Below are 12,727 nucleotides of genomic sequence, written 5' to 3' on the forward strand. Positions count from 1 at the left end.
TAGTACCTTAACAATAATGGTTTTATTATCTATGTTTGTTACATGGAGAATTGAATAGGATCAGATGGTATGACTCACCGGACCGATGCTTTGCAAGCATCTTCTGTATCGATATTTAATAACACATTAATTTTTTTGACTAAAAACCCGATACTACTGAGCGCCAATAACACGAACGATAGAGGGATGAGCCCTTTAATGATAAATCGATTAGGTAAACCACCTGGATTAGAGGTCCCTTCGCCAATACCAGTAGTGAACAACTGAGAGACTAATCCGGGGAAACTATCGCTATGTTCACCCAAGCTATAGGCCTGAGCCATAAAGTCCCAGCCATAATAAATGACAATAAAATTCATCGGCAATAAAAAGACGAGAGTCCCAATAATATCAATAATAGCTTGAGTGCGACCTGAAAGGTTTTCGAAAAAGACATCCACTCGAACATGAGACTCTGTTCTTAGCGCGTAAGACATTCCAAGAAGAAAGACACTTGAATAAAAATGCCATGCTAGTTCTTCTAGCGCGACTGAAGATGAGCTAAATACATATCGATCTATCACGTTGTAAGAGATGATTAATACCAGAAGGAGTAGAAATACACCTGCGATGACGCCGATTATATCTAAGAGTCTATTAATCAAATTCTCTATTTTGAGCAGCATAATTTAATTCTTAAAAGGTTGAATATGTAAATGGAAACAAAAGAATTACGATAGCTATTTTTAAAAAGCCCTCTTACGAATAAGAGGGCTAAAATAAAAATGGAAGTTAGTTGTTTAAGTACGCTTTATCAGAAATATTTGTCCATTCACGAACTTGTTTTCGATATGCTCTCTGAGACTGAATGATTTCAGCGGTTAATCCACCTTTTTCTTCCAGTTGGTTAACGAGTTTTTCGTTAGCAGCTCTTAAAGTGGACATAACTTCAGGAGGGAATGTTTTTATTTCAATATTTGGGTAATCTTTCTTCATGATTGCCCAGTTTTTACCGTTCTCATGATACACGTGATTGGTCACGCTCGCGGCAGACTCGCGTATTGCGGTTTTGACAATGCTTTGCAAATCGGCTGGAAGTTTGTCGAAGGCTGCATTGTTGACTAGGAATTGAATTTCTGAACCCGGCTCGTGCCAGCCAGTATAGTAATACGGGGCAATTTTATGGAAACCCATGCGTAGATCAAATGAAGGACCAACCCATTCCAAAGCATCTATAGTGTTGCGTTCAAGAGAAGTATAAAGCTCTCCAGGTGCGATGTTGGTAACAGCAGCTCCGACTTCAGCAAGCACTTCGCCTGCGAAACCAGGAATACGCATTTTTAACCCTTGAAGATCATCAACACTATTTATCTCTTTTTTAAACCAACCACCCATTTGACTGCCTGCACCAGCAGGGTATTGGGTCATTCCATGCTGATCGTATACTTTTTTTGCTAGCTCAGCGCCACCGCCGTACTGGAACCATGCCGCGCGTTCAGCAGAAATCATTCCAAAAGGCATTGTGGTAAAGAACAAGGTGTTGATGTCTTTTCCTTTCCAATAATAAGAAGCAGAATGGCCCATTTGATATTGTCCAGATTTAACAAAATCAAAGATGCCTAAAGGTGCCTTGTGCTTGTTTGCCGAGTCAATTGAAATAACTAAACGTCCATCAGACATCTCATTAACCTTTTTCGCAAACTCTTTAGTTGCTTCCCCATATATTGGAAAATTTGCTGGCCACGTTTCAGCCATTTTCCATTTGATTGGACTGTCGGCGGCGAAAGCACTAGGAACAAATATGCTAACGGTAAGTCCCATAAGTAATAAGGTTTTGATTCCTTTCATGTGTAAAAACTCCCTGATTTATTTTTATTTTGCTTAGAACTTTTTCTCCTAATAAAAACAGTAAGTTTTATCTACTAATTTGACAAACAATATAAAGTAATCAACAGTGAACACTATTTTTTATGAGTACACGAAAAATTAAAATAAGAAATATTTTAGAATAAATACTTTAAAGTTGACGCAATGTTAAGCTGAAATTAAAAATTATGAATCGTTGAAAATTGAATAAAAATAATGACAACAATCATTTAGAGAGTAAGTGGAATGAATACCAAGTTTATTGAAGCTTTTGTTTGGGTGGCAAGACTAAAAAGCTTCAGAGCGGCGGCAGAAAAACTTTATGTGTCTCAAGCAACTATCTCCAGTCGAATTGCTCAATTAGAAACGGATTTTAACTGTATCTTGTTCGATCGTAAGCACAATGACATTAGCCTAACCGATAAAGGGCTAATAATGTTAGATAGCGCAGAGCGGGTATTACACGCGACGCAATCGTTACAACATACAATGGACAATAATCTCGATACCACTAGGCGTTTGCGTATTGGGTTCATCGAGTCAGTGGTTCATACTTGGTTAGATGATTTTCTAGCACAACTACGTGAAACCTATCCTAAAATTGAACTGGAGTTGACGGCTGAGCCAAGTTTTCAACTCCATGCTCTTTTCGCTAAAGGCGCCTTGGATATCATTATTCAAGCTGAACCTATACTTGATGAGACCGTTATCAATACAGAGTTAGAATCGCTCGAAATTGTTTGGGTTTGTTGTGCCAATAATGAGTTAGCGAAACGGGCCGTTACTTTAGCTGAATTAGGAAAATATCAAGTCATTACGTTTACCCGAGGGTCTCAGCCTCATTTATCCACTATTTCATTATTTGAAAAAGTAAATACGAAACCTTCTCAGATCCATTGTGTTACGTCTATTTCCATTATTAGCAAACTGGTACAAAATAAATTAGGCATTGCAACGTTGCCTTTAGCAGCAATTACTGAAGACCTAGAAAGTGACCAACTGGCAGTTATTAATTGTCCTGACACGCCTGAACGCTTAAAACTATTCGCGAGCTGGCAAAAAACATCGAGTGATTTAAATACACAAATTATCGATATCATGGTTGCGGTATCAAAGGTGCATTCCAAAGGATCCTTCAAGTAACGCATATCTGATGTATGTTAAGTGACTTGCTTATTCAACGTTTTTACTTTTTTCAACTATTTGTACAATGTTAAACGCTAAACTCACCACCTTTTCTATGAGGAGATTATCAGGAGTCAGAATATAAGAGGCGGTGAAGGTTAATGGTTTGGGCGTCCACTCTGTTTCGATAACGATTAATAGCCCTTCGTCAAGTTGCTGTTGAATAACCTCCTTCGGCAGGGAGGCAATACCGACCCCGCTTTCCGCCAGTTTTACGCTTGCTGATAGTGAGCTGACCGCGTAAAACCGGAACGGTTCGCTCGTTGACTTGGAAAAGTAATGATTGATTTCCTGATAAGGTGCTGAGTTTCTCGCGTACGTGATCATTGGCCACTGGGTGAACTCTTGAGTAGAACAGGTTTTACTTAACCCAAGCATTGGGCTACCGACCCAGTAAAGCGGGTATTCACAAATTACGTGATTAACAACCGAAGGTTCGGAAACCGGGCCAAGTAAAATCGCGATATCTATATTGTGTGCTAACAGCTCTTTACTTAGGTTAACGGTGAGATCTACGATCAATTCTACCTCTACCTCTGGATACGTTTCGTTGATGGAGGCGAGAAACTGAGGTAGCCAAGTATGCACAATTGTTTCAGATACGCCTATTCGTAGCAATCCTGAGAGTGCAGAGGCGGCATTGGCCTTATAGCAAAGCTGTGTGGTGCTATTGAGTATGTTTTCTGCTAGCGGTAGTAGTTCTCTGCCTTTCGCGGTCAGTGTTATTGAGTTTTTATCACGATGAAATAATGGTGTATTCAACGTCTGTTCAAGATTAGAAATGCGCGTAGAAATAGCGGGTTGCGTGGTACATAAATGTTCTGCAGCAAGTCGAAAGCTACCTAGGTTCGCGATCCAGACAAATGTTTCGAGCTGTTTTAGGTTCAGCATAGTGCTCTCCTCAATTCTACAATGCCGTATACACGGTAATTCTATAAGGTGATAAATTATTTTTATCAATATACCTAAAAATTCAAGAATAGACATTATGCCTATAAACCGTATTGTTAATTAGTGTGAATAATATGGTTGCAAAGGAGTGTTTAAATGTCTCAGCCGATATCTAAATTATCGCTTGCAGAATTACGTCTACGGATACGTGACAACAACTACACCGGATATACCAGCGGTCTCGCTAAATCTTATCTGCAAGCCAACTTGGTCATTCTTCCAGAGGCATGGGCGAATGAGTTTCTACTTTTTTGTCAGCGAAACCCAATTGCCTGCCCATTAATAGGAATGACAGAAGCGGGTAGCAAGCGCTTATCGGAAATAGGGTTAGATATTGATATTACTCGTGATGTACCTGAGTATCATGTTTTCTGTGATGGTGAATTTTCGTGCAGTGTGTCAGATTTAGATAATCATTGGCGAAATGACTTAGTCGTGTTCGTGTTGGGGTGCTCATTTTCTTTCGAAGATGCGATGACTCAAACAGGATTACGTATTCGTAACATTGAGCAAAACTGCAATGTATCGATGTATGATACCAATATTGCTTGTCATTCGGCTGGGCGATTCCATGGCAATATGGTGGTGTCGATGCGGCCATTTGTACCTTCGGATGCGATTCGCGCTATCCAAGTTACGACTCGGTTTCCTAAAGCCCATGGTGCGCCTGTACATTTTGGCCAACCAGAAACTATTGGGATCACTGATATTAACTCCCCCGACTATGGTGACAGCGTCGAAATAGAGCCAGGCGAAGTACCAGTCTTTTGGGCGTGTGGCGTGACGCCCCAAAACGTGATGCGAGCCAGCAAACCTCCTTTTTGTATTACTCATGCTCCGGGTAAGATGCTGATCACCGACCGGCTTAACAGTGAGTTTGCATTTTTGTAAACGTGACGCGATAGGGGGGGCAAATATGGATGCCGATATGAGCTATAGCGCCACATTCTCACTTTATTGAGTATCGGGAACACAATAGTATCAATGAATACCAAGTGAGTTTTTGTTGTGTCTCTACGTTTTTTGCTATGTGAAATAGCATAAGCTGATAAATTTTTTTTATAAGATAACAAAGAAAATGATAATTGGACATTATCAGTTGTTCAGAAGATGATGAAAAAAAGAACGGAAATTGCACACTACAGACCGATCTAAACGAGAGGTTGGTCATTTGAAAGGAATCAAATTATGTCAAAATCACAATCTTTTAAAGTACTTGCCTTAGCGATCTCTTCGTTATGCGTCGCTAATCAAACGTATGCTTCTGAAACACTTTCCGTTGTGGGAAGTTGGAGCAGTCTTACGTTAAACAAACAATTCGAAACGCCATTCTGGACAGAAACGATTCCAGCTGATAGCGATAATAACTTTGCAGTTCAAATGACCACTCATGATCAAATGGGAATTGGTGGCGGAGATGTATTCCGAATGCTTAGTGATGGTGTTTTCGATGTCGGTATGACGGTGGCTGATTACGCTGTATCTGACGCGCCGGAGCTCGAAGCGCTTGATGTTCCGCTCATTGCTACAAGTGTAGAAGAATTTAAGAAAGTTGTGGATGCTGCTCGTCCTATGGTAAGTGAAATCTATGCTTCTACGTTCAACTCGAAAGTCCTTGCTATTTCTCCATACCCACCTCAAGTTATTTTCTGTAAAACGCCAATCGAATCATTGGACGGGTTAGCAGGTCAAAAAGTTCGAGCTTCTGGCCGTATGACCGCTAAATTCCTTGAAGCACTGGGAGCACAGAGTGTGAATATTGGTTTTGGTGAAGTTCCAGGTGCATTGCAACGAGGGGTTATTGATTGTGCGGTAACAGGAGCGGGTTCAGGTTACAGCGCTGGGTGGTGGGAAGTTACTTCTCATTTGATGACCTTACCAGTTGGTGGTTGGGACCCAGTTGTTACAGCAATCAATATGGATAAATGGACATCATTGTCTAAAGAAGACCAAGCATTCTTACAACAAGAAGTGACGACTAAATTTGAAGAGCCTGTCTGGAACGATGCCGCAATGTCGGTTAAAGAAGATGTTGCTTGTCTCACCGGTAATGGGGAATGTAGCAAAGGAGACACTCGTAATTTGATTTTAGTTGAACCTTCTGATGCGGATAAAGAAAAAGCTCGTCAAATGGTGGAAAGCAATGTACTTCCAGATTGGTCTGAACGTGCTGGAGAGAAGTGGACTAAACAATGGAATGATTCAGTAGGGAAAGTCATTGGATTAACCGCTACAAAAGGTTAATTCACATGAACCTTATTATTGTTACGTTAAAGCGTATTAATGATTGGGTTGCGGTCATCGCCGGCGTGGCATTGCTCGCCGGCGTATGCCTAATCTGTATCGAAATATTAATGCGTGCGATGAATATTCACTTCAGCGGCTCAGAAGAGATTTCAGGTTACCTTATGGCGTCAATTTCTAGTTGGGGTATTAGCTACGCGCTAAATAACCGGGCTCATGTTCGAATCGACATACTACGTGATAAGGCTAATTCCAGTATTCGTTGTTTATTTGATTTGATTTCAATTGCATCCGTTTCTTTTGTTGGTATTTATGTCTCGACCAAAGCGGTATCGGTGATCGAAAAGAGTTATCGCTCAGGGGCGTTGGCAAATACAGCATTAGAAACTCCACTCCTTATTCCTCAATCAATCTGGTTTGCGGGTTGGGTTTGGTTTGCAATCTCTTCGACGCTGTTATTTGTGATTGGGTTTTCTTTATTTCTGACTCAACGCTTTGACAAAGCGAATGAAGTTATTGGCACGGAGTCGGGAGTATGATTCTTTTTACCTCGGCCGGATTATTAGGCTTACTCGCTTTAACCATACCTGTCGGTATTGTTTTGTTTCTCTTGGCATTTGGGATTGATCAGTTCTACAGTTTCTTCCCTTTGATGAAAGGGTTAGGGCAAGTTCTTTGGTCATCGTCTAACCATGCAACACTCATTGCGATTCCTTTATTTGTCTTGATTGGAGAGATCTTGCTTCGTAGTGGTGTCGCAGAAAGAACTTATATGGCGCTCAATAAATGGGTGGCTTGGTTACCGGGTGGCTTAATTCATGCCAATATCGCAACCTCTACCATGTTTTCAGCGACTTCAGGTTCTTCAGTTGCTACTGCCGCGACCGTCGCAACTGTTGCAACACCTCAGGCAACAAAACTGGGATACGACCAGAAGCTGTTTACGGGGTCAATTGCAGCAGGTGGCACGTTAGGTATTTTAATTCCACCTTCGATCAACTTGATTGTCTATGGCTTTCTAACTGAGAGCTCTATTCCCAAGTTATTCTTAGCTGGAATCGTACCTGGCTTAGGTATGGCGCTGATGTTTATGTTAGCGACGATTCTATTATGTTTCATTTGGCCCAAGCTTGGTGGTCCGCGCCAGTTCAGTAGTTGGGGAGAGAAAATCAAATCGCTGCCTCAGTTATTACCGATTCTGGTTTTACTGCTTAGTATCGTTGGTTCGATTTATTTGGGTTGGGCGACACCTACAGAATCTGCAGCCGTTGGTGTTGTATTCTCACTTTTAATTGCTGTTTTCAACCGAAGTTATTCGATCGTTATGTTAACTGAGGCTCTTAAAGGCACGATTCGCATCACCGCAATGATTATGTTGATTGTACTCGGTGCTTATGTCCTCAATTTTGCCATGACAGCGGCGGGTATTGGCCAAGTTTTGAAGTCGGGAATCGACAGTCTGGGTCTTGATCCTTTGTCGACTCTATTGATCATCGTATTGATGTATGTGGTGTTAGGTTTCTTTATCGAGACGCTTTCATTAATGGTCGCAACCATTCCTATTGTCGTGCCGATTATCGTGGAACTGGGGTACGACAAAATCTGGTTCGGTATTCTCATGATCGTACTGGTTGAAATGGCGCTGATTACTCCTCCTGTTGGGCTCAATCTTTATGTCGTCAATTCTGCGCGCAAAAACGGGAAAATCAAAGAGGTCATTTTGGGTAGCATGCCTTACGTTGCCGTGATGATTCTCATGGTTATTTTATTGATTGCATTCCCAAGTATTCTCTCTATCTGCCAAATAATTTTTAAGGTGTATTATGAAATTTTTAGTAAACGGTAAAACCCAAACGTTTGAAGTAAATAAACTGATTGTAGCTGGTTGGACTGGGCGAAATATGGCCGCGGTTCAAGAGCATATTGATGAATTGGCAGAGTTAGGTGTTGCTCCTCCTTCTACTGTCCCGCTGTTCTACCAAGTTGCGCATCAGATGCTAACTCAAACAAATACCGTTGAAGTGTTAAGCGCTGGTACATCGGGTGAAGTGGAACCTATTATATTGCGTGATGGTGACGATTATTTCTTTAGTATCGCTTCTGACCACACCGATCGTGATCTCGAAGCTTTTTCTGTGGCTCACTCAAAGCAAGTTTGCCCAAAGCCAGTGGCCTCTGAAGCGTGGCTATTGAGCGAAATCAATGACCATATGGAGAAAATTGAGCTGAAGTCTTGGCTAGATGAAGGCGAAGGATGGGTTCAATATCAAGTAGGAACATTGAGTTCGATTCGACCTCTCGTTGAGTTGATTGAGAAATCAGTGCTACCTGCTGGTGGAGCACTACTTTGCGGAACCTTTGCCGCGATTGGTGGTGTACGTCGAACGCCGAAGTTCAAGATGGAAGCTTACGACCCCGTTTTGGATCGTCGTATCATTAAAGAATATGTAGCGAATGAATTGTCAGTAGTCGCTTAAGGATAAGATGATGGTGCAATCAAAATGGCAACAGCGCAACACTGATCTTTTTGGACTTATTGAGCAGATTAAAGGTGACGACCCAGCAATATTTACTGAATTGTTTGATGTGGAAAAATCTTCAGAGAAGGGACCGCTTTCTGGGGCTATTGTTTCAATCAAAGCGACGTTCGACGTGAAAGGATATCACACCAGTGGAGGTTCAAAGTTGTTAGGCCTTGAACCATCCAGTAGTGATGCTGAAGCAGTTGCTCGGTTAAGAGCCGCGGGGGCGACACTTGTTGGGCACACTAACATGACGGAACTTGCTTATTCAGGACTAGGGTTAAACCCACATTTCGGTACGCCTACGAATCCACTAGACACAAATACAATACCGGGCGGATCGACCAGTGGAGGGGCGGTCTCCGTCGCAAAAGGGTTTGCCGATATCGCGTTAGGTACGGATACCGGAGGTTCTCTTCGTATTCCTGCTGCATTTTGTGGTTTAACCGGTTTCAAACCATCGCAAAGCAGCGTTTCACGACAAGGTTGCTTACCTTTGTCCGATTATTTGGATTGCGCCGGAACAATAGCATCAACGGTTAACGAATGTGGCGTGGCGTGGGAAGTGTTGTCGGGAAATCAGCTAAGCGATGCAAAAGTCGATGATATTCGATTTGTTGTTCCGACCAATTTTGGTTTTGACGACATTGAGACCGAGATTTTGGCGTTGTTCGATAATGCGGTCGCTAAGATTAAGCAGGCAGGGTATGAGGTCATTGTAGAAGAGGTTGAACTGCTCGAACACTACAAAAATGTCCCTGTTTGGCATTTTTCAGCGGTTGAAAGTCGTGATTACTACCAATCGAAATTCGCTCTCGACAGTGACAAGCTTGATTCAAGAGTACGCTCGCGGATTAAGAAAGGAGAGAACGTCAGTATTGAAGAATTTAGCAACACCATTGCCGAAAGAGAGCGATTGGTGGCTAAGTTTAATGATGAATTTAATAATGCGGTTCTATTGATGCCCACTGTCGCAATACAGGCACCGACGTTTACAGAACTTGAGCAAGATGCAGATTATGACCGAATCAATTTACTGTGCTTACGTAATACGAGTGTGGCGAATGTATTTGATGCCTGCAGTATAAGTTTGCCGCATAAATTTAACGATACCATTGGAGGCATTTTACTCACGATGCCGAACGGTTGTGATATTCCGTTATTGTCATTAGCAAAACACATAGAGCAACAGCTATAAAAATGGCGACGCGAGTCGCCATTTTAGTCACGTCGTGCCGCTTGTTTCTGACTTAAGTGGTGATGACGAGACAATTGCTTTTTATCTCCCAATCTCTAAGCTCCTCTTTTACCTAATTTACTCGGGTGTATTGAACTGTCCAATAAAGATAGGCCTTGATAGTTATGCGCGCACAATGACGTGCAAGCATGAATTCTTGTAGGCTGGTTAAAAACAGAGATTTCATAATAGAACCAATACTGTATAAAAATACATAATTCAATCAAAGCATGGTTCGAATTAATTAAAACGATATTGTCCTTATTTTGTGATGGCGTAATATGGAATTCATTCTTTTCTACAACTATTATCAATCAGTTAAGAGATTATTAATTAATAGTATTATCACTTATATGGATACTGTCTAGGTGACAATGTCCATATAACAACTGTTATGAAGCGTAATCAACATAAGGACAAGTTGCATGGATAAAAAGGTCCAAGGTTCATGGTTAATTCACCATACAAACAAATTACAGAATGTAACTAACCAAGGTGAATACCAAAATACTTTTGTCGCGGGTAAGGCAGGGATTTTGCTATCAGCAATATCGGAGACTAACGAGAGCAATCTTTCAATAGACAAGTTGAATGTGCTAGCAAATGCCTCAAATATTAATACTGCATTTGAACTACCTAAACTGCTAGATGTACTTAAAGACCAAGAGTTGATAGATGTAACTCCATCTGGAGTTGGTGTTCTTGGTGTAACGACTTCCTCAGCTCTTCAGCATACAACCAATATATTTGAGTCTCTGGAACCAAAAAGCATTGAAGTTTCTGCAATTGAGTTAGCTGAAATAGCCTCGACTAAGCCTGTAAGTAGCTCTGACATCTCAGAGAAGATTTCCGATGATTTTCAGCTACCAAAAAAGGAAGTTGATCAGTTGTTTTATGACTCAGAAAATATTGGTTTTGTCGATGCTGAATCAATTAGTAAAGATGAAAAGATATTATTTAATGGAAATTTATTTAGGCGGGACTCCGCTGTTAAGACAAAGGCTGTTTTGGATTCATTGAAACCAGCAGAGCAGGCTTCATTAAACGAATTAACTCAAATGCTGAAGAAGAATGCTTGTGTACCATACTCGGAAGCAATAAGAATATTAGGTGAGCCTTTGTTTAAAAAGGTAAATTCAATTGGGTATTTTGATATAAATGTAGTTAGTAATAACCACGAAGAAGTCGGCTACTTAACTCTGCCTTCGGCTTTCTCAAAATTCAGTAACTCTATGGTTGATGATGCCTTTGATTTGGCTAAAGCCTTTGTAGCCTCTTTGACCTATGGTATGACGAAAAGCACCTATGCTCGTGGCCAAATCAGTATGATAGATCGCCTTTTAGGGGCACTGATTGATGGCAGAGAAGTTGGTCCAGTAAGTGCGATAGGGCAAGATTACAAAGTACTAGAATTGAAAGGGGTTGTTTCAATTAGGCATGGAACCAAAGGTGGTCGCAGTGGGCCATTGATGAGGCTTCTAAAAAGAGAAGTAGGCGAATTGGCACTACAAGCTATACGGCAAGGTGATGTAAGTGAACAGTCAATTCAGTCTCTGCCAGGAGCAGCCATCACTAAATTTAGAGGGCCTGAAGCTAATCGTGAAATCATTAGGCGCGAGCAAATTCAAAAAAGTCCGTTTGAAACCAACGATATGATTAGCGCTTTAAGAACAGGAGGTGGTTTCTAATGGCTAAAAAGGTATCCAAAGGCTTTGAGATGGAAGAGCAGCTTAGAAACTACTTTATGCAATCTGGTTACTTTGTTGTTCGTGGAGTTCCGTTTGTTTACGAAGGTTTTGATGTCACAGACATCGACTTGTGGTTGTATAGCAGGGAGTCTTCACTTACGCGTAATATCACAATTGTAGATGTAAAAAACAAGAAAACACCCCAAGCAATTGAAAGGATATTCTGGGCTAAAGGTCTAGCTAAAGCTGTTAGCGCAAACAATGTGATTGTTGCTACTACTGACAAAAGAAAAGAAGTGAAAGGTTTTGGTTCAGGTCTAGATGTTTTAGTTCTGGATGGAGTATTTTTATCCAAGCTGTCAAAGTCTGAAGGATTTTTAACAAACAGATTGTCTGATGAGGAGTTCATAGAAGAAATTGATAATTATGGCTTAGGAAAGCTTGACGGTGATTGGAAAGGACAAATGTTAAAGTGCAAGAGTCTACTTGCAAGTGAAATTAGCTTTGACACCTGCAACCAATGGCTTGATGTGTCTCGCTTCTTTGCTGAGCAAATAATGACAAAACCAAGCCAAATTAATGTTGCTCTTAGGTGCTTTTATTATTCTTTATCTTTGGTTTCAGTTGGGGTCGATTTTATGCTCAAAGAGTTGTCCTTCCTAGATCATGATCAAAGAGTAACTAAGCTTGTAGAGGGCTTTACTTTTGGCTCAAAGGGTCGTGAAGGTGTAACTAAAATGCTCACCCTTTCATTGTCCTTAGTTGAGCAATTTGCAACTGAGGGTAAAGCTGTCTCCTCTCAGGTTAGAACAAAAGTGATGGCTGACTTTGATTTGCTGCCAACTAATATTATTGGTGAATATTTTGCTAAAGCTGAAGTTGGAAAAGCGCTTTTTTCTATTGCTAAGGAGCTTGAGTGTTTAGCAATGAACCGATCATTTATCAATCATACTGAATCATCTATTGAGCTCAGAGGTACGATTGGCTGCCTACTTGATTGCTGGGAAATAAGCCGTAAAGAATTTACTGAGGCTGTAAATGCTTCATAACAAGGT

Annotated in this window: 12 protein-coding genes; 9 read left to right on the forward strand and 3 right to left on the reverse strand. The window is 41.0% G+C overall.

Annotated elements, in window-relative coordinates; genetic code table 11:
- Positions 1-74: 74 nt before the first annotated feature.
- Positions 75-665 carry a TRAP transporter small permease subunit gene (locus tag ACXJY6_RS01090; RefSeq protein ID WP_456051276.1) on the reverse strand — a complete coding sequence of 197 codons (591 nt, stop codon included), beginning with the start codon at positions 663-665 and terminating at the stop codon, positions 75-77.
- A gap of 106 nt (positions 666-771) precedes the next feature.
- The gene (locus ACXJY6_RS01095; RefSeq protein ID WP_458766924.1) at positions 772-1,827 is read right to left on the reverse strand and encodes a TRAP transporter substrate-binding protein; all 1,056 of its coding nucleotides are present in this window, start codon (positions 1,825-1,827) and stop codon (positions 772-774) included.
- Positions 1,828-2,091: 264 nt separating this feature from the next.
- Between ACXJY6_RS01095 and ACXJY6_RS01100 the strand changes: the two genes are divergently transcribed.
- Positions 2,092-2,988, forward strand: coding sequence for a LysR family transcriptional regulator (locus tag ACXJY6_RS01100; RefSeq protein ID WP_458766926.1), 897 nt, complete (start codon positions 2,092-2,094; stop codon positions 2,986-2,988).
- Between the two features lie 30 nt (positions 2,989-3,018).
- Here ACXJY6_RS01100 and ACXJY6_RS01105 read toward each other — a convergent pair whose 3' ends face one another.
- Positions 3,019-3,921, reverse strand: coding sequence for a LysR family transcriptional regulator (locus tag ACXJY6_RS01105; RefSeq protein ID WP_456051279.1), 903 nt, complete (start codon positions 3,919-3,921; stop codon positions 3,019-3,021).
- 156 nt (positions 3,922-4,077) lie between these two features.
- Between ACXJY6_RS01105 and ACXJY6_RS01110 the strand changes: the two genes are divergently transcribed.
- The 8 genes from ACXJY6_RS01110 (at position 4,078) to ACXJY6_RS01145 (ending at position 12,721) form a co-directional block, all read left to right on the forward strand.
- On the forward strand, positions 4,078-4,872 hold the full coding sequence (locus ACXJY6_RS01110) for a putative hydro-lyase (RefSeq protein WP_456051280.1): 795 nt from the start codon (positions 4,078-4,080) through the stop codon (positions 4,870-4,872).
- A 297-nt stretch (positions 4,873-5,169) separates the two neighbouring features.
- Positions 5,170-6,225, forward strand: a complete 1,056-nt coding sequence (locus ACXJY6_RS01115; RefSeq protein ID WP_458766928.1) for a TRAP transporter substrate-binding protein — start codon at positions 5,170-5,172, stop codon at positions 6,223-6,225.
- Between the two features lie 5 nt (positions 6,226-6,230).
- On the forward strand, positions 6,231-6,764 hold the full coding sequence (locus ACXJY6_RS01120; protein WP_458766929.1) for a TRAP transporter small permease subunit: 534 nt from the start codon (positions 6,231-6,233) through the stop codon (positions 6,762-6,764).
- Positions 6,761-8,071 (forward strand): TRAP transporter large permease, encoded by a 1,311-nt coding sequence (locus ACXJY6_RS01125; RefSeq protein ID WP_458766931.1) that lies wholly within the window; start codon positions 6,761-6,763, stop codon positions 8,069-8,071. The genes ACXJY6_RS01120 and ACXJY6_RS01125 overlap by 4 nt, the downstream gene beginning before the upstream one ends.
- Positions 8,049-8,702 carry a DUF2848 domain-containing protein gene (locus ACXJY6_RS01130; protein WP_458766932.1) on the forward strand — a complete coding sequence of 218 codons (654 nt, stop codon included), beginning with the start codon at positions 8,049-8,051 and terminating at the stop codon, positions 8,700-8,702. Before ACXJY6_RS01125 ends, ACXJY6_RS01130 begins: the two co-directional genes overlap by 23 nt.
- Before the next feature lie 7 nt (positions 8,703-8,709).
- Positions 8,710-9,945, forward strand: a complete 1,236-nt coding sequence (locus ACXJY6_RS01135; protein ID WP_458766934.1) for an amidase family protein — start codon at positions 8,710-8,712, stop codon at positions 9,943-9,945.
- Positions 9,946-10,409: 464 nt separating this feature from the next.
- Positions 10,410-11,672, forward strand: a complete 1,263-nt coding sequence (locus ACXJY6_RS01140) for a hypothetical protein (RefSeq protein WP_458766935.1) — start codon at positions 10,410-10,412, stop codon at positions 11,670-11,672.
- Entirely contained in the window at positions 11,672-12,721 is a 1,050-nt protein-coding gene (locus ACXJY6_RS01145) for a hypothetical protein (protein WP_458766937.1), read from the forward strand. Before ACXJY6_RS01140 ends, ACXJY6_RS01145 begins: the two co-directional genes overlap by 1 nt.
- Positions 12,722-12,727: the final 6 nt, after the last annotated feature.

This window comes from Vibrio phycocola, from assembly GCF_054404255.1.

Bases quoted from the DNA above. Each gene is read 5' to 3' on its own strand.
- ACXJY6_RS01090 (WP_456051276.1), bottom strand. From the start codon at position 665: ATGCTGCTCAAAATAGAGAATTTGATTAATAGACTCTTAGATATAATC.
- ACXJY6_RS01095 (WP_458766924.1), bottom strand. From the start codon at position 1,827: ATGAAAGGAATCAAAACCTTATTACTTATGGGACTTACCGTTAGCATA.
- ACXJY6_RS01100 (WP_458766926.1), top strand. From the start codon at position 2,092: ATGAATACCAAGTTTATTGAAGCTTTTGTTTGGGTGGCAAGACTAAAA.
- ACXJY6_RS01105 (WP_456051279.1), bottom strand. From the start codon at position 3,921: ATGCTGAACCTAAAACAGCTCGAAACATTTGTCTGGATCGCGAACCTA.
- ACXJY6_RS01110 (WP_456051280.1), top strand. From the start codon at position 4,078: ATGTCTCAGCCGATATCTAAATTATCGCTTGCAGAATTACGTCTACGG.
- ACXJY6_RS01115 (WP_458766928.1), top strand. From the start codon at position 5,170: ATGTCAAAATCACAATCTTTTAAAGTACTTGCCTTAGCGATCTCTTCG.
- ACXJY6_RS01120 (WP_458766929.1), top strand. From the start codon at position 6,231: ATGAACCTTATTATTGTTACGTTAAAGCGTATTAATGATTGGGTTGCG.
- ACXJY6_RS01125 (WP_458766931.1), top strand. From the start codon at position 6,761: ATGATTCTTTTTACCTCGGCCGGATTATTAGGCTTACTCGCTTTAACC.
- ACXJY6_RS01130 (WP_458766932.1), top strand. From the start codon at position 8,049: ATGAAATTTTTAGTAAACGGTAAAACCCAAACGTTTGAAGTAAATAAA.
- ACXJY6_RS01135 (WP_458766934.1), top strand. From the start codon at position 8,710: ATGATGGTGCAATCAAAATGGCAACAGCGCAACACTGATCTTTTTGGA.
- ACXJY6_RS01140 (WP_458766935.1), top strand. From the start codon at position 10,410: ATGGATAAAAAGGTCCAAGGTTCATGGTTAATTCACCATACAAACAAA.
- ACXJY6_RS01145 (WP_458766937.1), top strand. From the start codon at position 11,672: ATGGCTAAAAAGGTATCCAAAGGCTTTGAGATGGAAGAGCAGCTTAGA.